Source organism: uncultured Bacteroides sp., from assembly GCF_937912035.1.
GTDB lineage: Bacteria > Bacteroidota > Bacteroidia > Bacteroidales > Bacteroidaceae > Phocaeicola.
Genome location: NZ_CALDPF010000049.1, coordinates 1 through 22,377 on the forward strand (window position 1 = coordinate 1; position 22,377 = coordinate 22,377).

Consider the following 22,377-nt stretch of genomic DNA (forward strand, 5'->3'; position numbering starts at 1 on the left):
AAATAAAACACGGCGGCGTTTGATATCAAACGCCGCCGTGTTTTATTTTGAATAACGCCGTGTTTTTTCTATTCAAAAAGCATAAGCCGAATTCAGGCTTTTAAATAGTTACTGATTATCTTTCTGACGGATTTCCACACGACGGATTTTACCGCTGATAGTCTTTGGAAGTTCATCAACAAACTCTATCACACGCGGATATTTGTATGGAGCAGTAACACGCTTCACGTGATCCTGAAGTTCCTTAATCAAAGCATCGCCAGCTTTATCCTTATAATCCTTGGCAAGTATAATTGTAGCCTTGACCACCTGTCCGCGGATTTCGTCAGGTACACCTGTAATGGCACATTCCACTACAGCCGGATGTGTCATCAACGCACTTTCCACTTCAAACGGGCCTATACGGTAACCGGAACTCTTGATTACATCATCAGCACGGCCAACAAACCAATAATATCCGTCTTCATCACGCCATGCCACGTCGCCAGTGTAATAAACTCCGTCATGCCATGCCTCTTTTGTAAGCTCAGGAGCACGATAATACTCTTTGAACAATCCTAACGGCTTGCCATGGTTTGTACGAACCACAATCTGTCCCTGCTCACCATCTTCGGCACTGCGTCCGTCTGGTTTAATAAGATCTATCTCATACTGTGGATTAGGTACACCCATACTTCCCGGTTTCGGTTCCATCCATGGGAATGTGGCAAGTGTAAGTGTTGTTTCTGTCTGTCCGAAACCTTCCATCAGACGTATTCCTGTTATCTTGAGGAATGTTTCATATACTGAGTAGTTCAAAGCCTCACCGGCAGTGGTACAGTATTCCAATGATGAAAGGTCGTACTTGGACAGGTCTTCACGGATAAGAAAACGGTATATTGTAGGAGGCGCACAAAGTGATGTGATATGATAGTCGTGTATCTTCTGAAGAATATCTGCAGGAGTGAACTTCTCATGATCATATACGAAGACTGTTGCACCTGCTATCATCTGTCCGTACAGTTTTCCCCAAACAGCCTTACCCCAGCCTGTATCGGCAATAGTAAGATGAAGACTGTCCTTATGAAGATTATGCCAGAAACTTCCTGTAACGATGTGTCCCAACGGATAAGTGAAGTCATGTGCCACCATCTTAGGTTCGCCTGTGGTACCGGATGTGAAATACATCAATGATATATCGTCATTGGTATTTACATGCTCAGGACGGACAAAAGGAGCCGCATTATCTATTCCCTTATGGAAATCAAGGAAGCCTTCAGGTATGTCAGGACCTATGCTCACGAGTTTCTCTACTGTAGGAGACTCAGGCATTGCATCTATCACATGCTTTGTAATCACTTCTTCGCCCGCCATGACAATCATCTTGATAGATGCAGCATTGCAGCGGTAAACAATATCTTTTTTGGTAAGAAGGTGTGTAGCAGGAATTACAACAGCACCTAATTTGTGAAGAGCAATAATGGAATACCAGAACTCATAACGGCGCTTCAGGATAAGCATAACCTTGTCGCCATGACCGATACCGAGACTCTGAAAGTAAGATGCAGTCTGATCTGTATATTTCTTAAGGTCGGCATACGAAAAATGAATGCACGCACCTTTATCATTTGTCCATAATATCGCTTCTTTTTCCGGCTCTTCGGCAGCCCACGCATCTACTACATCGTAGCCGAAATTGAAATTTTCAGGAACTTCTATCTTGAAGTTCTTTATAAAATCCTCCTGTGAGGTAAAATGTGTCTGTTTTACAAATCTCTCTAACATATATCGTATCTGATTATTGCATTACTATAGCTAAGAATCTAACGTTGTTTCCGTCGAGTGCCTTCATTCCGTGAGGAAGAGAGGAATCGAAATACAGACTGTCGCCTGGATTGAGGATAAGTTCCTTTCCATTAATATCAAGCAACAAACGTCCTTCAATCACCATATTGAATTCCTGTCCGGCATGAGTGTTATAATATATAGGTGTTGTTTCAGGCTTAGGTTCTACCGTTACAATAAACGGATCTGCAATTCTATTCTTGAAACCTGATGCCAATGATTCGTACTTGTAAGCCTTTGTTCTTTCCACTGAAATACCTGTTCCACGGCGTGTAAGGAAATATGAGCGCATGTGAGGTTCCTCGCCAAACATAAGTTCATCCAAAGAAACTCCAAACTCGGCCGAAATCTTCTGAAGTGTACTGACAGAAAGATCCGTATCACCACTTTCCATAGCGACATACTGTTCTGGAGTTACTCCAATCTTTTCAGCTACCTGATCAACTGTCAGGTCAAGAGCATCGCGCAATCCCTGCAAGCGCATTGCTATTTGTTTTATCTGTTCATCCATAGTCTTTAAGTTATTTGCCACAAAAATAATAAAAAGTATGTCATTATGAAAGTTATTCTAAATATAAATAATCATAATGTACAAGATAAGGTTTACCGTGAATACCCATTACTGCCTTTGCATCTGCCGACGACATACTGACACGGCCAACACCTATCTTCTCGTCATCTGGATTTACGATAGTGACAATATCATCCTTCTCAAAATCACCAACTATATCTGTCACTCCTACAGGAAGAAGGCTTACCGCCTTGTCACCACGCAACTTGTCAGCAGCCTTATGATTGACTATAATCTTACCTTTTGAGAATCCTCCGCTGTGGGCTATCCATTTCTTGATACTTGACACACCGTTCTCCGAAGGAACAAACTTCGTGCATACGGTTTCTTCAGGATTGGAGATCAGATTGACAAGTATGTTATCTTTCTTCCCATTGGCTATGAATACTGTAATACCCTCGTCTGCCACCTTGCGGGCAATGCTGCTTTTAGTCAACATACCTCCCCTGCCAAATCCTGACTTCTCGGTACTGATATAGTCCGACAGGTCCTTGCCTTGTTCCACTTCTCTGATAACAGTCACTCCCGGCTGAGAAGGGGCACCATTGTATATGCCGTCAATATTGCTTAGAATAACCAATGCCTGAACATCCATCATGGCTGCAATCAGTCCTGAGAGTTCGTCATTGTCGGTAAACATAAGTTCAGTAACAGAGATAGTGTCATTCTCATTCACTATGGGAATAACATCATTGTCCAGCATCACCTGCATACAGTTGCGCTGATTGAGATAATGTCGCCTTGTGGAGAAACTTTCTTTAGTTGTAAGCACCTGACCTACCGTAATTCCATGTTCACGAAACAGTTCGTAATATCTGTTTATCAGCTTGGCCTGACCTACAGCCGAAAACAACTGGCGGCTGTCAACACTGTCGAGTTTGCGCAAAGGCTTTACCTCACTGCGTCCGGAAGCCACCGCTCCCGATGATACAAGTACTATTTCAACTCCTGCCCTGTGAAGTTCCGCCACCTGGTCAACCAGCGCAGACATTCGCGTAACATCGAGCGTACCATCCTTGCGTGTAAGCACATTGCTGCCAATCTTTACCGCTATTCTTTTATATTTACATTCCATACATTTTCGGTTTCATATATATTAATGACGCAAATATAAGAAATTACGGGCATCAAATTACAAAATCATGCAGTCTTTTTGTTTCAGATTACTTATTGACATGAATTTTCACAAGAATATTACTAACAGAAAGGCAGCCCGACACCGGACTGCCTCACCTTATCATAAATCAATATACGTCTTTAATACTGCCACATATTCTTCGAAAGCCTTTCTTCCGGCTTCAGTCATACGGCACGAAGTTCTTGTCTTCTTTCCGATAAACTCTTTCGTCACCTCAATATATCCTGCACTGCTCAGTTTATCGAGCTGTACACTGATATTACCTGCCGTAGCATTGGTTTTCTCTTTCAGATAATTAAAATCAGCCTCATCTACTGACAGTAAAAGAGTCATTATCGCAAGCCTCAACTGAGAATGTATCAGAGGATTTAATTCTTTAAGCATTGTTGTCTGGAATTTCTGTTAATAATATGTCCCGGTATAATCATCATAAATAGAAAGGCTATTCCGAAATACAAATGCCAATATACTGTGGAATCGCCATCCGAAACAAGTACTACAAGCATGTACAAACCGATAAAGAATGCCAGCAGCGGTGTATAGACAAGTACTTTCATATTGGTAATGACTCCTGTTATGGATGTTCCTATTCCTGCATAGAGCAAACTCAACGGAAGCATAAGAGTAAAACTGCATACTCCTGTATGAAAACCGAAAAGAGCTATAGCAATAATAGTCAACAAGAACATTGAGCCAATAACGGACCATGTATTTGATATCGCCTTATCCATATATGTCACCACCTGAGGCTTCTCTTTTCTGTCCTTGATCTTCATCACTATACCCGGAACAAACATCAGAAACCATAAAGCTGCCCATAACGGATTGGCAGTGAAATAAACCATAGCGAACGCAATAAGAGAAATAATAAAAGCCGAATAACCATAATACAGGAAAACATTGCCGCTTCCAACTTCCATATTCTGCTTTGTCTGTTTTAACATCTGGGAAATCAGTTTCAAACTGTCTTTCTCCGAAAATAGATTTTCTTTCATACACAATAATTTTTTTAATGTTCTACACTTCTATATGGACGTTTTTGTACAAAAAGCTCATTTCGCGTTTATCAGTTTATTCATATATAAATTAGTTTATAAAATAAACCATATACTTATAAAAAAAAGAAGACTTGCCTTCTTTACAATGCAAATATAAAACAGTTTATTTTATAAACCAAATAAAAATGCAATTATTTTTACATCTAATACCATTTTATACAATTGAAATATCATATCGTGTATTATAAAGATAAACCTTCAACAAAGCATCAGTAGATCAATAACCATTCTACATTTTTTCTGATGTCAATTTTTATTGATAACTTTGCCTGACTAAATTACAATTGGACTTTTATGATCAAAGCTATATTTTTCGACATCGACGGAACACTGGTTTCCTTCAAGACACACAAAGTACCGGAATCAACCAAACAGGCACTTAAAGAGTTAAGAGAAAAAGGTATAAAGGTATTTATCGCTACGGGACGTCCGGAATTGCTTATAAACAATCTTGAGGATCTTGAATTCGACGGATATATAACCCTGAACGGAGCTCACTGTTTTACAGCCGACCACGAGGATATATACAAGGGAATAATACCTTCCGAAGATATAGAAAGAGTTGTGGAATACACCAAAGAACACGACTATCCGTTCGTCTTTGTGCACGACAACCAATGGTTTATCACAAAAGTGGATAAAGCTGTGGAAGACATAGCCAAACTAATAGAGATTTCCATTCCTCCTGTTAAACCGGGAGAAGAGGCTCTAGGAAAAGATATTCTCCAGATTATGGGCTACTTTCCTACAGAAGCCGATGAAGAAATATTCGGAAAAATTCTTACTCACTGCGAAACAATGAGATGGCACCCTCTATTTGCCGACATCATAAACAAAGGAACAAGCAAGAGCCGCGGCATAGATGAAGTAATAAAGCATTACGGCATAAAGCTTGAAGAGACAATGGCTTTCGGCGATGGAGGAAATGATATCAACATGCTTGAACATGCCGGAATAGGTGTTGCCATGGATAATGCATCGGAAAGAGTCAAGGCTGCAGCCGACTATATCACGTCATCTGTAGATGATAATGGTATCATCAATGCTTTGAGACATTTCAATATACTATAACACTAACGTAGCATTACCACACGGCGCAAGATAAGCTGTTTGTACTGCTTTTTCATATCATCGGGCAAAAAGGAATTGTCTATCAGTTCGAACCACTTGGGCAATGCACGGCTAAAACGACGGGAAAGATTCTCGATAACTTTCTCGTCAACTCCCGATGCCGTTATAGCCTTGTAAAAGTCTGTCTTACGCAAACGGCTTTTCTTTCCGTTGAGGGTGAGAGCAAGCTCCTCAGTATCTTCAGGCATAACAAGATTTGTGGAAAGCATATCGTATGCCGGTGTAAGGGTGTAACCACCTATCTGATTATAAAGAGAAAAGTTCTTGAGATGCATGTCGGCATTGCCGGTTATCCAACAGAACACCACGACCTCCCAAAAGTTTATAACATCAAGCTGCGGCGCAGAAGAGTAACGGCGGATAAGTTTGGCAATCTGTTCGTATGAGCCCTTATACTTATATTCGGTAAGTCTCTCGGACAATTGACACATATCCTCCATGGCTATCTTACGGCCGTCAGATTGGCGGTCTATACGACGGGTGATATAACAAAGCTCACCATCACTGAAACGTATCAGGCTATGGGGAACCACATTTATCTTCACAGCCTCGGCAAGATGCATGGTAACATCTTCCAGTTCAGGCAAAGCACGGTATGAATGAGTCTGAGGTTTAAGAATGAAACGCCCCCAAAGACCAACTATTGTAAAACGGTCCGGTTCATTGCGTCCGCCACGGTTAATATCGAGCGACAACTTGGCCTGCACACCAGTCAGTGTAGTCTGACTACGTACAACCTGACGGGCAAGGTCTCCCAATTGGGCACGTACATATGGCAACTCAGGGGCAGTACGGGTTCCGAAAAACTTCCTGGCACATGCGGGATGGAAATCCTTCATGCCTTCTCCTAATTCCTTATAGCAATACAGGCATCTGCTCATAACTTATCCTCCTCTATTTCGTCGTCAGGTATCACACTTACGGCTCCTATACAGTCCTTGCAGCAAGCCAAAAGAAGCGACATACGGTCACGCTGGTTTATCTTCCAACTCCGCTCGGCAATATCCAGCAACCAGCCTTCCGGTATCAGGCCGTCAAAGAACGGGAACAGCACCATATCGTGAAACGGCTTCTCCCCAAGAGGAAGTGTCAGACTGACTGCGGCTGCATCCGGCAACTTCAGATAATCGGTGTCGTATGTAAAGGTAAATCCGTTTTCGTCTTCCACCAGTCTGCCTGCCAAGCGGTCATGCAGAAATACTTTTGCTCGTTTCATCACTTATCCTCCCTTGATTTTGGACTCAGCTCAACCGGACCTACCTGGCGACCGAAAAGACTGAGAACCTGATTTACCTTATCCATACGCAAGGTCTGTTTGCCCTGCTCCAAATCACGGACAAAGCGCAACCCTACTCCGGACTTGTCAGCCAGATCGACCTGTGTCAATCCGAACTGACGACGCATCTCCTTTACAAAATCTGCTATTACTGTGTATTCCATAATTATACCCTTTCGGGTACAAATATAATAACATATTCGACTTATTATACCTTTTAGGGTATAATTTGATATTCAAATTTATTTTTTATACCCAAACGGGTATAGCCGGAATTAAAGTTTTAATGAAAATTATACCGCAATAGTCAGTTTTGCCAGATAGTCGTAATGCTCTCCGCTATATACAAGTTCGGTCTTAAAACCATACTGAGATGCATAAAAATTCAGAGTTTCGTAATCAATATACAACCATTTGAACTGTTCACCTTTTATCTGTTTATACTGCATACTGAACTCTATCTCACCATAATAATCGGCTGCCAAATCAATAAGCATACTTCCGTCCTCATCTTCGAATAGATATTTCAGGTCACTTGAATCCATAAGGATACAGCCCCCAGAATTCAACAGTTCTTTCATACGAGTAAAAAATGTCTCCATATTCTGCAAGGAACCGATTATTCCGGAGCCGTTCATCAACATCAATATAGTGTCATAACCACCGACAAACGACGGATCGAAAAGATTAGCCAGACGGGCATTAACCCCACTTTCTTCCATTACTTTTACAGATAAAGGAGATATATCTATAGCCTCAACATCCTTGCCCATATCAAGCAAGGCAACAGAATGGCAACCACTTCCTGCGCCTACATCAAGGATTTTACCTTGCGCCATATCCAGAGCCATTCTCTCAAGTTCCGGCATTTCATCATATTCGCGGAAAAGAGTTTCTACAGGGATTTCATCCTCATCAAACTGTGGCGAGAAGACCCTAAGCCTTCCAGCCTGACCTTTACAGAAGTAATCATAAATGGCATTTCCCATTGGGTCTTTGCCAGTCTCAAGCAATCCGTAGTTCATACACATTATTTATATATTATATAATGCACAAAGTTACAAAAAAGTTATACATATACCGTGCCAATGATTATTTATGCATTAATTTCACATTTTTTACGAATAAAGATATAAAAAACTTCGTATTTATGCATGAATTAAAATAAATAGCTGTATATTTGCGCTCAATATAGAATAATTATACAATGAAAAGTAAAAGTACAAGGCTTGATGCCATCAAAATGATTATCTCCGTCAAAGAAATCGGAAGCCAGGACGAACTTCTTCAGGAACTGACTAAAGAGGGTTTCAGCCTGACACAGGCCACGCTTTCAAGAGACTTAAAACAATTGAAAGTGGCAAAAGCCGCAAGCATGAACGGCAACTATGTATATGTACTCCCGAACAATACCATGTATAAGCGAATGGCAAATCCGCCAGGCGCTACTGAAATGATGCGCCATAACGGATTCATGGGAATAGAATTTTCAGGAAACATAGCTGTAATCAAGACAAGGCCGGGATATGCCAGCAGTCTGGCATACGATATAGATGATCATAACTTTAACGAAATAATAGGTACCATTGCCGGTGATGATACCATAATGCTGGTAATCAGAGAAGGTTATTCCAGACAGAATGTAACTGATACACTCAGACTGATAATTCCAAATATTAACTGAAACAAGATAACATAAAAAAAGCTGAAGGAAGCAACATACAAAAAAACGATGGAAAAAGAAAAACAAATAGACGTAATGGTGGCAGACGCTTCACACGAAAAATACGTGGATTACATACTGGACACCATAAGAGAGGCTGCAAAAGTAAGAGGAACAGGTATAGCCGAACGTACTCATGAATACGTAGCCACAAAAATGAAAGAAGGTAAAGCAATAATAGCACTATGTGGAGATGATCTTGCAGGATTTACCTATATCGAATCATGGGGAAACAAGCAATATGTTGCCACATCCGGACTTATAGTTCATCCAAAGTATCGTGGACTGGGACTTGCCAAAAGAATCAAACATGCTTCATTCACTTTGGCCAGACTAAGATGGCCTAAAGCAAAAATATTCAGTCTTACATCTGGAGCCGCGGTAATGAAAATGAACACAGAACTGGGATATGTTCCAGTGACATTCAACGAACTTACAGATGATGAAGCTTTTTGGAAAGGATGCGAGGGATGTATAAATCACGAAATATTGATGGCAAAAAAACGCAAATTCTGCATCTGTACAGCAATGCTATACGATCCGGCACTGCATCAGGACGACAAAGTAAATAATTTCTAATTGTAAGTTTTTGAGTTTGTCAGTTCTTAAGTTGGTATATGATAACAGAACTTAAAACTAAAAACTCACAAACTAAAAACTAAAAACTCACATACATATATGGAAAAGAAAAAAGTAGTTGTGGCATTCAGCGGTGGTCTTGATACATCATTCACTGTAATGTATCTGGCTAAAGAAAAAGGATACGAAGTATATGCGGCTTGTGCCAATACCGGAGGTTTCAGCCCGGAACAATTGAAACAGAACGAAGAAAATGCTTATAAACTTGGAGCTGTAAAATATGTTACTCTTGACGTTACTCAGGAATACTACGAAAAGAGTCTGAAATATATGGTTTTCGGAAATGTACTCCGTAACGGAACATACCCTATTTCAGTAAGTTCAGAACGTATCTTCCAGGCACTGGCCATTGCACGTTATGCAAACGAAATCGGTGCACACGCTATCGCTCACGGTTCTACTGGAGCCGGTAACGACCAGGTTCGTTTCGACATGACTTTCCTTGTTATGGCTCCGGGTGTGGAAATCATCACTCTTACACGCGACATGGCTTTGAGCCGTGAATATGAAATCAACTACCTGAAAGAGCATGGTTTCGAAGCAGACTTCACAAAACTGAAATACTCTTACAACGTAGGTATCTGGGGAACATCTATCTGTGGTGGAGAAATTCTGGACTCAACTCAGGGATTGCCTGAAAGCGCATATCTGAAACAGGTAGAGAAAACCGGTTCAGAAGAGCTCAGACTTGAATTCAAGAACGGTGAGATCTGCGCTGTAAACGGCGAGAAATTCGACGACAAGATTAAGGCTATCCAGAAGATTGAAGAAATCGGTGCCGCTTACGGTATCGGCCGCGATATGCACGTAGGTGATACAATCATCGGTATCAAGGGACGTGTAGGATTCGAAGCTGCTGCTCCTATGCTTATCATCGGCGCACACAAGTTCCTCGAAAAATACACTTTGAGCAAATGGCAGCAGTACTGGAAGGATCAGGTTGCCAACTGGTATGGTATGTTCCTCCACGAAAGCCAGTATCTGGAACCTGTTATGCGCGACATCGAAGCTATGCTTACAGAAAGCCAGCGTAACGTAAACGGTACAGTTATTCTGGAATTGCGTCCTTACTGCTTCTCAACTGTAGGTGTTGATTCTAAGGACGACCTCGTGAAGAACAAGTTCGGTGAATACGGTGAAATGCAGAAAGGCTGGACTGCCGACGATGCAAAAGGATTCATCAAAGTTCTTTCTACTCCGCTTAGAGCCTATTATGCTAACCATAAAGACGAGGCGGACGTATGATAAAAGTAGGAATTATAGGAGGAGCGGGATACACGGCAGGCGAACTTATTCGTCTGCTTATCAACCATCCTGAAGTAGAGATAGTATTTATAAACAGTTCCAGTAACGCCGGAAACAAAATTACAGATGTTCACGAAGGTCTGTACGGTGAAACTGAACTTACATTTACAGACGAACTTCCATTAGACAATATAGATGTTCTCTTCTTCTGTACTGCTCACGGCGATACAAAGAAGTTCATGGACAGCCACAACGTACCTGAAGACTTGAAGATTATCGACCTGTCTATGGATTATCGTATAAAGAGCGACGACCATGATTTCATTTACGGACTGCCGGAACTGAACAGACGCGCTATCTGCCATAGCAAGCATGTAGCCAATCCGGGATGCTTTGCCACTTGTATCCAGTTGGGACTTCTGCCTTTGGCCAAGAATCTGTTGCTCAACGGTGACGTAATGGTTAATGCAATCACAGGTAGTACAGGTGCCGGAGTAAAGCCGGGTGCTACAAGCCACTTCAGCTGGCGTAACAACAACATGAGCATCTACAAGCCGTTCCAGCATCAGCATGTTCCTGAAATCAAGCAATCACTGTGCCAGCTTCAGAACAGTTTCGATTCTGATATAGATTTCATTCCTTACCGTGGCGACTTCGCACGAGGTATCTTCGCTACTATAGTAGTAAAGACAAAAGTGGAACTTGCAGAATTGGTAAAGATGTATGAAGATTATTATGCAGAAGATTCTTTCGTACATATAGTCGATAAGAACATTGACCTAAAGCAAGTGGTAAACACCAACAAGTGTCTGCTCCACCTGGAGAAACATGGCGACAAACTGCTCATCATATCATGCATCGACAATCTGCTGAAAGGTGCAAGCGGTCAGGCCGTGCATAACATGAACCTGATGTTCAACCTTGAAGAAACCGTAGGACTGAGACTGAAGCCAAGCGCGTTTTAGTTAATGAATAATTAAAAATTAAGAATTAAAAATTGCTCATGAGTCCATTACAAAAAGTATTTTCCATAACAGACACTAAAGGAAGGCAAAACTGAAAAATGTACTTTTTAAAGTGGACTCAATAATTATTAAGGATTAAACTCATAATTATTAATTTTTAATTCTTAATTGATTAAACTCTCAGTCTTAATTATTAATTATTAATTCTTAATTAGATTATGACCCTCTTCGACGTATATCCCCTTTTCGACGTAAACATCGTGAAAGGTAAAGGCTGTCACGTATGGGACGCGAAAGGCAATGAATATCTTGACCTTTACGGAGGACATGCAGTAATATCAATAGGACATGCCCATCCGCATTATGTAGAAGCCGTAAGCAGTCAGGTTGCAAAATTAGGCTTCTATTCAAACTCAGTAATCAATACACTGCAGAAAGACCTTGCCGAAAAGCTTGGAGCTATGTGTGGTTACGACGATTACCAGCTGTTCCTGATCAACTCAGGTGCCGAAGCCAACGAAAATGCATTGAAACTGGCTTCATTCTATAACGGACGTACCAGAGTTATTTCTTTTGCAAAAGCTTTCCACGGACGTACTTCACTGGCAGTGGAAGTGACAAACAATCCTAAAATCATAGCTCCGATAAACGACAACGGACATGTAACATATCTTCCTCTTAATGATACTGAGGCTGTAAAGGCAGAACTTTCAAAGGGTGATGTATGCGCTGTTATCATCGAAGGAATACAGGGTGTTGGCGGTATCCAGGTGCCAAACACAGAGTTCATGAAAGAACTTCGCCGTGCATGTGATGAGACAAACACTGTACTTATCCTTGACGAAATACAGTCAGGCTATGGAAGAAGCGGTAAATTCTTCGCTCACCAGTATATGGATATCAAGCCGGATATGATTACAGTTGCAAAAGGTATTGCAAACGGATTCCCTATGGCAGCCGTACTTATCAGCCCTAAGTTCACTCCGGTATACGGACAACTTGGTACCACTTTTGGAGGTAATCACCTGGGATGTGCCGCAGCAATAGCAGTTCTCGATGTGATGAAGGAAGAAAACCTTGTTGAAAACGCTGCAAAAGTAGGCGCACACCTCATGGAAGAGCTCAAGTCATTCAAGGGAATAAAGGAACTTCGCGGACTCGGACTTATGATTGGTATGGAGTTTGAAGAACCGATTAAGGAAATCCGCAGCAAACTTCTTTTCGAACAGAAAGTGTTTACTGGTGTAAGCGGAACAAACGTCATCCGTCTTTTGCCTCCTCTCTGTCTGAGTATGGCAGAAGCTGATGACTTCCTGGAAAGACTTCACAAAGTTATTAAATAAGGAAGAAAAGTATGAAGATAGCAATTATAGGTGCAGGAAATATGGGTGGCGCAATTGCGCGCGGCCTGGCACACGGACAGTATATAGATGCAAGCAGTATCACTGTTTCAAATCCGAGTAATGCAAAATTAGATAAATTAAAGGAGGAATATCCCGACATAAATACAACTAACAGCAACAAGGAAGCGGCAGACGGTGCCGACATCGTAATCCTGGCTGTAAAACCGTGGAAAATGGAAGAGGTACTCAAACCTTTACGCCTCAGACAACCACAGATTCTTGTATCTGTAGCTGCAGGACTAACCTTCGAAGATCTGGCACATTTTGTAGACCCTGAAATGCCTATATTCCGTGTCATTCCGAATACTGCCATTTCGATAAATGAAAGCCTGACGCTCGTGGCATCAAGAAACGCTTCGGCTGAACAGATTGACATTATGATGAAGTTGTTCAACGAAATGGGAATTGCTGTTCTCATTGAAGAAAAACTATTTCCTGCAGGCACATCCCTCACATCATGCGGAATAGCATACGTACTGAAATACGTTCAAGCATCCATGCAGGCTGGAATTGAATTGGGATTCAAACCTCAGGAAGTAAAAAAGATGGTAGCACAGACTATGCTTGGTGCCGCACAAATTCTTCTGAAAAATGAAGAATCACATCCGGCCACTGAAATAGAAAAGGTTACTACTCCAGGAGGTATAACCATTAAGGGACTAAACCGCCTCGAACACGACGGGTTTACGTCAGCCGTAATAAATGCGATAAAAGAAAGTTGCATCTGACAATAACTTGACATATATCAATGCACAATATTAGAATTATGAAGTAACTTTGCAGCCGATAAAATCAAAAGCTAAGTGGACAAAGTTATTCAACAGACAAATATCAAAAAGGGACTTACCAAACTGGTGGTCCCTATTTTTATAGAAACGCTCCTGATAATGATGCTTGGAGCCATAGATACCGTAATGTTGAGCCAATACTCTGACGAGAGTGTGGCGGCAGTTGGTGTAGTGAACCAGATTGTAATGTTCGCATTCCTCATATTCGAGGTTATCAATATAGGAACATCGGTACTTTGCTCGCAGTATCTAGGAGCCAAGCTACAACAGAAAATGGTACAGGTGGTAGGTGTATCACTATTGCTGAATCTGGTTGTAGGCCTTTTAGTCAGTGCCATACTGCATTTCGGAGCCGTAACTCTGCTCGACTGGATGGGACTTCGTCCGGAGCTTCTACAATACGGTATAGGCTACATGGAAATAGTAGGTGCGTTCGCTTTCTTTCAGGCTATATCTCTCACTATTTCCGCATCGCTCCGTAGTGCCAACAAAGCAATCTACCCTATGCTTGTCACCGTTCTGGTGAATATCATGAACATCATTGGGAACTATATACTGATTTTCGGTAAATTCGGTTTTCCGGCTATGGGTGCCGAAGGTGCTGCCATTTCCACCTCTATAGCACGCGGAGTCAGCATGGTAGTGCTATTCGTGATACTTTTCAGAAAACATATATCCAGGTTCCCTCTCGATCTGTTCAGACCTTTTCCATGGATAGAGCTTAAAAATCTGCTCAAAATCGGTATTCCTTCTGCAGGAGAGAACATGTCCTACAGTTTCTCGCAGGTTGTTATCACTTATCTGATCAATATCTTAGGAAACAATGCACTCGCCACACGTACATACACCGTAAACATCGTAATGTTCGTCTATCTGTTTGCCATCGCCATGGCTCAAGGTGGAGCTATCAGTATAGGGCATCTTGTAGGACAAAACAAGATACGTGCAGCCTATCTGCTTGGTAAGTTTGTCATGCGTATATCCATTCTCGTATCCCTCATACTATCATGTATCTGGGCGGTATTCGGTCATACCATATTCAGCATGCTCACAGACAACGAAGAAATTGTACGTCTTGGAGTAATGATACTAATGATTGATATACTTGTAGAGATTGGCCGTGCCGTCAACATTTATGCGACAAACGCACTACGCTCCGCCGGCGACGTAAACTTCCCGTTCTATCTTGGAGTAGTAGTGCAATGGACAGTATCTGTAGGTTTGAGTTATCTGCTCGGAATCTACTGGGGATGGGGACTTGTAGGTATGTGGATAGCCTTCCTTTTGGACGAAAACATACGAGCAGCTGTATTCGTCAAGAGATGGAACAGCATGAAGTGGGCAAAGAAAGGTTTTACAAGAAGTCAGTCTTGAATTTCCGCAGCTGTGCCCTGAGCTGATGGGAAGCACCGTCTGTCATGCAGTCAAGGAGTTTCCAGAAACCTGGTCCGTGGTTCATTTCCTTGGTATGGGCTAGCTCATGAAGAATCACATAGTCCATAAGATGTACGGGAAGCAGCATCAGATAGCAGGAAAGGCTTATAGTACCTCTTGATGTACAGCTTCCCCAACGCGACTTTGCCCCTGTTATCCTTACCTTACGGTATGTCATACCATATTTCTCTGCCCAGAATTTCAGTAAAGGAGGCAAAAACTCTTCTGCACTTTTCTTCATGGCACGCACAATGGCAGCATTCAGCAGTTTCTGTATCTGCGTAGAATTAAAATCCACATTCTGCGGACAAAGAATTTTCATCACTCCTTCCTCTTCACGACGTACGGAGAAACACTTCATTCCTCCTACTCCAACAGTAAGCTTGAAACATGGGGCATCAATCGAAAATCCGTCTGTTATAATCTTTGGAGACGCTTTGGTGAAAGAAGAAAGCAATTTCGGCCTGTACTCGGCAATTACCTGCATTATACGGTCCGTCTTTGTGAAGGGAGGGACAGTGACATAAAGTCCGTCCTTTTTCACACGCATTGATATATTTCGGGCATTTATGCGTGTACCTATCACTATTTTGCCGAAATCATCATCCTGTATTATTCGTCTTGTTGCCACTTATTAAATTAAGAATTAAAAATTAATAATTAAGAGCAAATCGGGTAAGCAAATGAACGATTGATGAACGCAAAATAAACAATGTCTAAACGGTAAATAAACAGCAAATAAATAATAATAAAACAAAAAACTGTATGTTCAGCAAGCGTTTAGAAGATGTTCAGAAGCCGTTCAGATTATGTTTAGAAAACATTCAAAAAAGGGGCAGAAACTGCTTTCCACCCCATATAAAATTATCAAAATCAATCAATCGCTGCAGTTTACTGGAATTTATTCATTTCTTATAACAGTTCCTGCAGAAGCATCACTGATATCCGATGCCTGCTTGATTATAACCTGCTTCACACCATTATCGATAGCAGAGAAAGAGTTCTCCAGCTTTGGAATCATACCTCCCTGGATTACCCCCTCTTCTGTATATTTACGGAAGAGCTCAGGAGTAATGACAGGTATTACACTGTCATCATCATTTTCATCACTTAGCACACCCTTCTTTTCGAAGCAGAACACCAGAGTGACATCAAAGTATGGAGCAAGTCCTTTTGCCGTTTCTCCGGCAATGGTATCAGCATTAGTATTCAGAATATTGCCCTTACCGTCGTGAGTAAGAGGAGCCATTACAGGAACTATACCCTGAGAAATAAGCGTGGAAAGCATCTTTCCGTTCACTTCCTTAACATCGCCCACAAAGCCATAGTCCACATCCTTAACAGGACGTTTTACAGAAAGAATGGCATTCATATCAGCACCTGTCAGACCGATGGCATTTACGCCTCTTGCCTGAAGACCGGCAACGATATTCTTGTTCACCAATCCACCGTAAACCATAGTAACCACCTTCAATGTCTCGGCGTCTGTCACACGGCGACCGTTAACCATAGTACTTTCAATACCCAATTGTGCAGCTACCTTTGTGGCAGAACGTCCTCCGCCATGCACCAGCAGTTTATATCCCGGTATTGAAGCGAAATCGTCAAGCAGGCGTGCAAGCGTATCCGGTTCCTCTACAATCTTTCCGCCTACTTTTATAATAGTAAGTTTTTCCATATTATTCCAAATAAGTATATCCATAAAGTCCCGAACGATAGTTAGAAAGGAATTCCTTTCCTTCTTCGAGCGAGATGCGTCCTTCTTTCACAGACTTGGTAACCCAAGTTTCCAACGTACGCACAAGTTTCTTAGGATTGTACTGTACATAGTCGAGCACTTCCGCCACAGTCTCACCGTCTATTACCTGGTCTATGCTGTAACCCTTGTCGTTTACAGTTACGTGTACCGCATTTGTATCACCGAAGAGGTTGTGCATATCTCCAAGGATTTCCTGATAAGCACCAACAAGGAATACACCGATGTAATACGATTCCTTAGCTTTAAGAGTATGAACAGGCAGATCGTGCGATACGCTTCTTGACGAAACGAAGTTTGCAATCTTACCGTCAGAATCGCAAGTGATATCCTGCAGTGTAGCCGTACGGTCAGGTTTCTCATCAAGACGCTGTATAGGCATAATAGGAAAAATCTGGTCGATAGCCCAAGAGTCTGGTAAAGACTGGAAGAGAGAAAAATTACAGAAATACTTATCAGCCAGAAGCTTATCGATATTTCTGAACTCTTCAGGTACATGCTTCAGTCCTGATGCTATCTGTGTTATTTCGCGAGTGACAGACCAGTAAAGTTTCTCTATCTGTGCTCTTGTCTTCAGATCTACTATACCGTGACTGAACAAGTCAAGAGTTTCCTCACGAATCTGCTGTGCATCATGCCAAGCCTCAAGCATACGGCTTTGGTTAAGATTATCCCAAATTTCGTAAAGTTCCTGCACTAATTCATGGTCGTCAGGAGAAACTTCGAAATCATCATCCATTGCAGGAAGAGAAGCTGTTTCCAGTACCTCAAAAATCAATACAGAATGGTGGGCAGTAAGCGAGCGTCCACTCTCAGTAATAATATTCGGATGAGGAATACCATTCTTGTTGCTGGCATCCACCATTATAGATATAGAGTCGTTTACATACTCCTGAATAGAATAATTCACACTACTTTCGCTATTTGGCGAACGGGTACCGTCGTAATCAACTCCCAAGCCACCGCCTATATCAACAAACTCAACCGGGAATCCCAACTGATGAAGCTGAACATAGAACTGCGAAGCTTCCCTAAGTGCAGTTTTGATACGGCGGATTTTTGTCACCTGGCTGCCAATGTGGAAGTGAATCAGTTTCAGACAATCTTTCATGTCCTTCTTTTCTATAAAGTCGAGAGCTTCAAGAAGTTCGCTTGAAGTCAGTCCGAACTTACTTGCATCACCACCGCTTTCTTCCCATTTTCCACTACCAGATGAAGCCAATTTGATACGAATACCGATATTAGGACGCACATTCAACTGTTTTGCCATCTTTGCAATCAGCCTCAGTTCGTTCATTTTCTCCACTACAAGGAAAATACGTTTACCCATCTTCTGAGCCAAAAGAGCCAGTTCGATGTAACTCTCATCCTTATATCCATTACAGATGATAAGCGAATCAGAATCTGTGTTGATGGCAATCACGGCATGCAATTCAGGTTTAGAACCAGCCTCTAGTCCGAGATTGAATTTCTTTCCGTGGCTGATTATCTCCTCAACCACAGGACGCATCTGATTCACCTTGATGGGATAGATGATGAAGTTTTGGGCATTATAGCCATACTCCTTCGATGCCTCCCCGAAACAATTCGAGATTTTCTCGATACGATTATCCAGAATATCCGGGAAACGCACAAGCATTGGAGCCGTAACGTCCCTAAGTTGAAGTTCATCCACCAATTCCTTCAAATCTACAGCCACCCCGTCCTTACGCGGAGTAACCACCACATGTCCCTTCTCGTTTATTCCAAAATAAGAAACACCCCATCCGGTGATGTTATAAAGCTCTTCCGAGTCTTCAATACGCCATTTTCGCATTTCTTGAATTAATAATTAACAATTAAAAATTAATAATGTCCTATCAATTATCATTAACCGGGATTTACTGCCCCTTCATCAGTCAGTTATTTTATTTATCAAATTTCTAAGTATTTCAACAGTTTCTTCTATCTGCTTTCTGCTTTCAAGCCTACTGCCATCCAACTTTATCGCAGCTTTCGAGTAGTAAGGCATTCTCCGTTCAAGTCCCTCGGATATAGTCTGTCTCAGTTCATCATCAGATTTTCCGGCCACGAGCGGTCTGTTTGCGGCAGCCTGTTTCAACCGACGGAATAGTACATCTTGAGAAGCATCAAGAAACACAGTGGTTCCACGGCTGTTCATAATCTCCATATTGTCAAAAAAGCATGGAGTACCACCTCCACATGCCACCACGACATCTTCAAAATCAGAGACTTCAAGAAGCATATTCCTCTCCAGCTGACGGAATCCGTCCTCACCTCGCGAAGCAAAGATATCTCGAACAGACGAGTGCATACGTTCCTCAATATACCAGTCGAGATCAATAAAGCTAAGATTACATGCCTTGGCAAAAGCTTTACCTAAGGTTGTTTTGCCCGAAGCCATATATCCGGTCAGGAATATTCTCATTCGTTTCTTTAGTTATTGGTTGTTATTTCTTCCTTTTTCTAGTCTCCGCCTTGGTTTTCTGCAGCTCAATTACTTTGAAACAAGCCTCAGCAGTAAGGTCTGCCGGTTCAACCCCCGAAGGAATCTTGTAGTTCTTTCCCTCGCTTGCGATATAAGGACCATATCTTCCGTTCAGTACCTGAAGGTCCGGATAATCGGCAAATACCTTGATCACCTTCTTTGCCTCAGCATCCTGCTTATCCTTAATCATCTGTACAGCTTCTTCCAAAGTGATTGTCAACGGATCTTTGTCCTTAGGAACGGATACGTATATATTATCTATTTTCACATACGGTCCGAACTTACCGGCACCTACACTCACCTGCTTTCCTTCGTATTCACCAAGCATACGTGGCAAGCGGAACAGTTCCAAGGCTTCTTCCAGAGTGATAGTCTCCATAGACTGCTCGCGGCGCAACTGGGCAAAACGTGGTTTCTCTTCATCGTCGGCACTACCGATCTGTACCACAGGACCGAAACGGCCGATTTTTACAGATACCGGTCTTCCCGTAGAAGGATCCTCACCCAAAAGTCTTTCGCCCACCTTGTGTTCAGCCTTCGAAGCCGAAGTTTTCTCCACCAACGGATGGAATGCAGTATAGAAACGGCTTATCATGTCTGTCCATGATTTTTCGCCGGCAGCCACTTCGTCGAATTCCTTTTCAACTCCCGAAGTGAAGTTATAATCCATAATCTCAGGGAAATATTCCATAAGGAAGTCTGTCACCACCACACCCACATCTGTAGGCATAAGTTTCTGTTTTTCGCTTCCTGCAGTTTCTGTCTTGGTTTCGCAAGTAATGTTTCCCTTTTTGTCAAGGACAAGAAGTCTGAACTGACGTTCCACTCCCTCGCGGCTACCCTTTTCCACATATCCGCGCTGCTGCACTGTAGAAATGGTAGGAGCGTATGTAGAAGGACGTCCTATACCAAGTTCCTCAAGTTTTCTCACCAGGCTTGCTTCTGTATATCTTGCAGGCGGCTGGCTGAAACGTTCAATAGCACGAATGTCATTGCGTTCAAGTTTCTGTCCCGCTTTCATAGGAGGCAACAGACGGCTTTCGTCCTCGCGTTCGGAATCATCATCAAGACTTTCGCTATATACACGCATGAATCCGTCGAATGTCACTGCCAGTCCGGCTGCATTAAACTTGCAGTCAGTACCTTCGGCAGCAATAACGGCAGTAGTCTTCATCAGTTCTGCATCAGCCATCTGTGAAGCCAGAGTACGCTTGCGTATAAGGTCATAAAGTCTCTGTTCCTGAGCTGTAGCATCTATCTTCTCCTTGTCCATATATGTAGGACGGATAGCTTCGTGCGCTTCCTGAGCCCCTTTGGTATGAGTATGATATTGTCGCGTACGCAGATATTTCTCTCCGGCCTTCTCTTTAATAACCTTCGCACATGCCCCAAGAGCCAATTCCGAAAGGTTTACGGAGTCCGTACGCATATATGTGATGTATCCGTTTTCATAAAGTTTCTGAGCCAGCATCATAGTCTGTCCAACACTGTAGCCCAGTTTCCTTGCAGCTTCCTGCTGAAGAGTTGAAGTAGTGAAAGGAGGTGCAGGACTGCGTTTCACCGGACGTGTGCTGATGTCTTCCACCACAAAGTCGGCTCCGGCACACTGTTCCAGTATGCGGCGTGCCTCTTCTTCCGTTTCCGGACGTACGGACAGTTCCGCTCTGATTTCAGCGCCCTCCGCATCAGTCAGAACAGCAATCACCCTGAATGCCGGTTTCGGACTGAATGCGTTTATTTCGCGTTCGCGTTCCACTATAAGTCTTACCGCAACACTCTGCACTCTTCCAGCCGAGAGCGACGGTTTTATCTTTTTCCACAACACAGGCGAGAGCTCAAAACCTACAATTCTGTCGAGCACACGGCGTGCCTGCTGTGCATCAACCAGACTAAGGTCTATTCCTCTCGGTGTCTCTATCGCATGTTTTATGGCATTAGGGGTTATTTCATGAAAAACTATTCGGCGTGTGTTTTCCTGTTTCAGTTTCAGTACTTCCTGCAGATGCCATGCTATAGCCTCTCCTTCGCGGTCCTCATCACTTGCCAGCCATACGATGTCTGCACTGTCTGCCTCAGCCTTGAGCTGTGCCACAAGTTTCTTCTTGTCAGCCGGAACTTCGTATATAGGTGCAAAACCATGTTCTACATCTACGCTGAACGATTTCTTCTTCAGGTCGCGTATATGCCCGTAACTGGACATCACCTTATATCCGCTGCCCAAAAACTTTTCTATGGTGCGGGCCTTTGCGGGAGACTCTACTATTACCAGATTGTTCTGCATATTTCAGGTTCAAATTGATTATTGTTGGCAAAAGTAGAAAAAAAAATGAGGGTACATAATATAATAAGGTATGAAATGATATTTTTTTCTTATTTTTTTTCATCCCATTCTTCTATTGTTACGGTTTCGTAGGAGAATACTGCTTTTATTCGCTTTCACAGACATCTATTTTTTTGACGCAATCATTAATTTAAAGCCATATTTAACTTCATTATTTAAAGACCTGAAGAAATTAAAACTAAAAATTCCCCTATTCAATTAAAAACGCATTGACAAACTAAGCGTTACACGTTCGTGTCACGCGTGTAGCACGCTCGTGTTACGAGCGTTACACCTACGTGTTACGCACGTGACACGAACGTGTAACGGTATATACGACAGAGAATTTTACATTTTATTATTTGTCTCAAAAAATATTATTATCACAGCTCTCCGGAAATAGGATAATTCAAGCAACCGCAACATATATAAAACGGCATTTAAACAGTGTCTAAACACCATTTAAATGCCGTTTAAATTTTATAATAAGTGAAATTATTCCACGTTGAAACCTGTAATCTTAACGACAGGAGCATTACCGCGTGTATCAACATCTTTCCATCTTATGCTGACTTCTTTCTTCTCGCCCGGAAGCAATGCGAAATAGTTGTCAGAATA

Annotated in this window: 23 protein-coding genes; 8 read left to right on the forward strand and 15 right to left on the reverse strand. The window is 42.2% G+C overall.

Features of this window, described 5'->3' with window-relative positions; all coding sequences use genetic code 11:
• Positions 1 to 108: 108 nt before the first annotated feature.
• From Q0486_RS13910 to Q0486_RS13930, 5 genes are all read right to left on the reverse strand, one after another.
• A complete protein-coding gene (locus tag Q0486_RS13910) occupies positions 109 to 1,764 on the reverse strand; it encodes an AMP-binding protein (RefSeq protein WP_299234595.1) in 1,656 nt (551 codons plus the stop codon).
• A 13-nt stretch (positions 1,765 to 1,777) separates the two neighbouring features.
• Complete coding sequence (locus Q0486_RS13915) at positions 1,778 to 2,335, reverse strand: XRE family transcriptional regulator (RefSeq protein WP_299234598.1); 558 nt, start codon at positions 2,333 to 2,335, stop codon at positions 1,778 to 1,780.
• 52 nt (positions 2,336 to 2,387) lie between these two features.
• A complete protein-coding gene (gene proB, locus Q0486_RS13920; protein WP_299234600.1) occupies positions 2,388 to 3,470 on the reverse strand; it encodes a glutamate 5-kinase in 1,083 nt (360 codons plus the stop codon).
• Positions 3,471 to 3,632: 162 nt separating this feature from the next.
• Positions 3,633 to 3,917 (reverse strand): transcriptional regulator, encoded by a 285-nt coding sequence (locus Q0486_RS13925; RefSeq protein ID WP_204391351.1) that lies wholly within the window; start codon positions 3,915 to 3,917, stop codon positions 3,633 to 3,635.
• Positions 3,902 to 4,528 (reverse strand): hypothetical protein, encoded by a 627-nt coding sequence (locus Q0486_RS13930; protein ID WP_299234605.1) that lies wholly within the window; start codon positions 4,526 to 4,528, stop codon positions 3,902 to 3,904. Before Q0486_RS13930 ends, Q0486_RS13925 begins: the two co-directional genes overlap by 16 nt.
• Before the next feature lie 357 nt (positions 4,529 to 4,885).
• On the opposite strand from Q0486_RS13930, the gene Q0486_RS13935 reads away from it, so the two are divergent.
• Entirely contained in the window at positions 4,886 to 5,662 is a 777-nt protein-coding gene (locus Q0486_RS13935; RefSeq protein ID WP_299234608.1) for a Cof-type HAD-IIB family hydrolase, read from the forward strand.
• Positions 5,663 to 5,664: 2 nt separating this feature from the next.
• Here the strand turns inward: Q0486_RS13935 and Q0486_RS13940 are convergent, their stop codons facing one another.
• The 4 genes from Q0486_RS13940 to Q0486_RS13955 form a co-directional block, all read right to left on the reverse strand.
• Positions 5,665 to 6,603 (reverse strand): HipA domain-containing protein, encoded by a 939-nt coding sequence (locus tag Q0486_RS13940; RefSeq protein ID WP_299234611.1) that lies wholly within the window; start codon positions 6,601 to 6,603, stop codon positions 5,665 to 5,667.
• Complete coding sequence (locus tag Q0486_RS13945) at positions 6,600 to 6,938, reverse strand: HipA N-terminal domain-containing protein (RefSeq protein WP_235339866.1); 339 nt, start codon at positions 6,936 to 6,938, stop codon at positions 6,600 to 6,602. The genes Q0486_RS13940 and Q0486_RS13945 overlap by 4 nt, the downstream gene beginning before the upstream one ends.
• Entirely contained in the window at positions 6,938 to 7,162 is a 225-nt protein-coding gene (locus Q0486_RS13950; RefSeq protein WP_154044923.1) for a helix-turn-helix transcriptional regulator, read from the reverse strand. The genes Q0486_RS13945 and Q0486_RS13950 overlap by 1 nt, the downstream gene beginning before the upstream one ends.
• Positions 7,163 to 7,291: 129 nt before the next feature.
• A complete protein-coding gene (locus Q0486_RS13955) occupies positions 7,292 to 8,023 on the reverse strand; it encodes a methyltransferase domain-containing protein (RefSeq protein WP_299234620.1) in 732 nt (243 codons plus the stop codon).
• Between the two features lie 182 nt (positions 8,024 to 8,205).
• Here Q0486_RS13955 and Q0486_RS13960 point away from each other — a divergent pair, with 182 nt between their 5' ends.
• The 7 genes from Q0486_RS13960 to Q0486_RS13990 all read left to right on the forward strand — a co-directional run bounded on the left by Q0486_RS13960 (position 8,206) and on the right by Q0486_RS13990 (position 15,135).
• Positions 8,206 to 8,682, forward strand: a complete 477-nt coding sequence (locus Q0486_RS13960; protein WP_299234622.1) for an arginine repressor — start codon at positions 8,206 to 8,208, stop codon at positions 8,680 to 8,682.
• Between the two features lie 48 nt (positions 8,683 to 8,730).
• On the forward strand, positions 8,731 to 9,300 hold the full coding sequence (locus Q0486_RS13965) for a GNAT family N-acetyltransferase (protein WP_299234625.1): 570 nt from the start codon (positions 8,731 to 8,733) through the stop codon (positions 9,298 to 9,300).
• Positions 9,301 to 9,399: 99 nt separating this feature from the next.
• On the forward strand, positions 9,400 to 10,605 hold the full coding sequence (locus Q0486_RS13970; RefSeq protein ID WP_299234626.1) for an argininosuccinate synthase domain-containing protein: 1,206 nt from the start codon (positions 9,400 to 9,402) through the stop codon (positions 10,603 to 10,605).
• Positions 10,602 to 11,570 carry an N-acetyl-gamma-glutamyl-phosphate reductase gene (gene argC / locus Q0486_RS13975; protein WP_299234628.1) on the forward strand — a complete coding sequence of 323 codons (969 nt, stop codon included), beginning with the start codon at positions 10,602 to 10,604 and terminating at the stop codon, positions 11,568 to 11,570. Before Q0486_RS13970 ends, argC begins: the two co-directional genes overlap by 4 nt.
• Before the next feature lie 218 nt (positions 11,571 to 11,788).
• Positions 11,789 to 12,913, forward strand: a complete 1,125-nt coding sequence (locus tag Q0486_RS13980) for an aminotransferase class III-fold pyridoxal phosphate-dependent enzyme (protein WP_299234629.1) — start codon at positions 11,789 to 11,791, stop codon at positions 12,911 to 12,913.
• An 11-nt stretch (positions 12,914 to 12,924) separates the two neighbouring features.
• Positions 12,925 to 13,701 carry a pyrroline-5-carboxylate reductase gene (gene proC / locus Q0486_RS13985; RefSeq protein ID WP_299234631.1) on the forward strand — a complete coding sequence of 259 codons (777 nt, stop codon included), beginning with the start codon at positions 12,925 to 12,927 and terminating at the stop codon, positions 13,699 to 13,701.
• Between the two features lie 75 nt (positions 13,702 to 13,776).
• Positions 13,777 to 15,135, forward strand: a complete 1,359-nt coding sequence (locus tag Q0486_RS13990) for an MATE family efflux transporter (RefSeq protein ID WP_299234634.1) — start codon at positions 13,777 to 13,779, stop codon at positions 15,133 to 15,135.
• On the opposite strand, the gene Q0486_RS13995 is transcribed toward Q0486_RS13990, so the two are convergent.
• The 6 genes from Q0486_RS13995 to Q0486_RS16160 form a co-directional block, all read right to left on the reverse strand.
• Positions 15,116 to 15,826 (reverse strand): M48 family metallopeptidase, encoded by a 711-nt coding sequence (locus Q0486_RS13995; protein ID WP_299234636.1) that lies wholly within the window; start codon positions 15,824 to 15,826, stop codon positions 15,116 to 15,118. The genes Q0486_RS13990 and Q0486_RS13995 overlap by 20 nt on opposite strands.
• Before the next feature lie 270 nt (positions 15,827 to 16,096).
• The gene (argB, locus tag Q0486_RS14000) at positions 16,097 to 16,873 is read right to left on the reverse strand and encodes an acetylglutamate kinase (protein WP_299234639.1); all 777 of its coding nucleotides are present in this window, start codon (positions 16,871 to 16,873) and stop codon (positions 16,097 to 16,099) included.
• Between the two features lies 1 nt (position 16,874).
• The gene (gene speA, locus Q0486_RS14005) at positions 16,875 to 18,767 is read right to left on the reverse strand and encodes a biosynthetic arginine decarboxylase (protein WP_299234641.1); all 1,893 of its coding nucleotides are present in this window, start codon (positions 18,765 to 18,767) and stop codon (positions 16,875 to 16,877) included.
• A 78-nt stretch (positions 18,768 to 18,845) separates the two neighbouring features.
• Positions 18,846 to 19,379 (reverse strand): shikimate kinase, encoded by a 534-nt coding sequence (locus Q0486_RS14010; RefSeq protein WP_299234643.1) that lies wholly within the window; start codon positions 19,377 to 19,379, stop codon positions 18,846 to 18,848.
• A 22-nt stretch (positions 19,380 to 19,401) separates the two neighbouring features.
• A complete protein-coding gene (topA, locus tag Q0486_RS14015; RefSeq protein WP_299234645.1) occupies positions 19,402 to 21,720 on the reverse strand; it encodes a type I DNA topoisomerase in 2,319 nt (772 codons plus the stop codon).
• Positions 21,721 to 22,254: 534 nt separating this feature from the next.
• On the reverse strand, positions 22,255 to 22,377 hold a 123-nt coding region (locus Q0486_RS16160), incomplete at its 5' end, for a glycoside hydrolase family 2 protein (protein ID WP_363317995.1).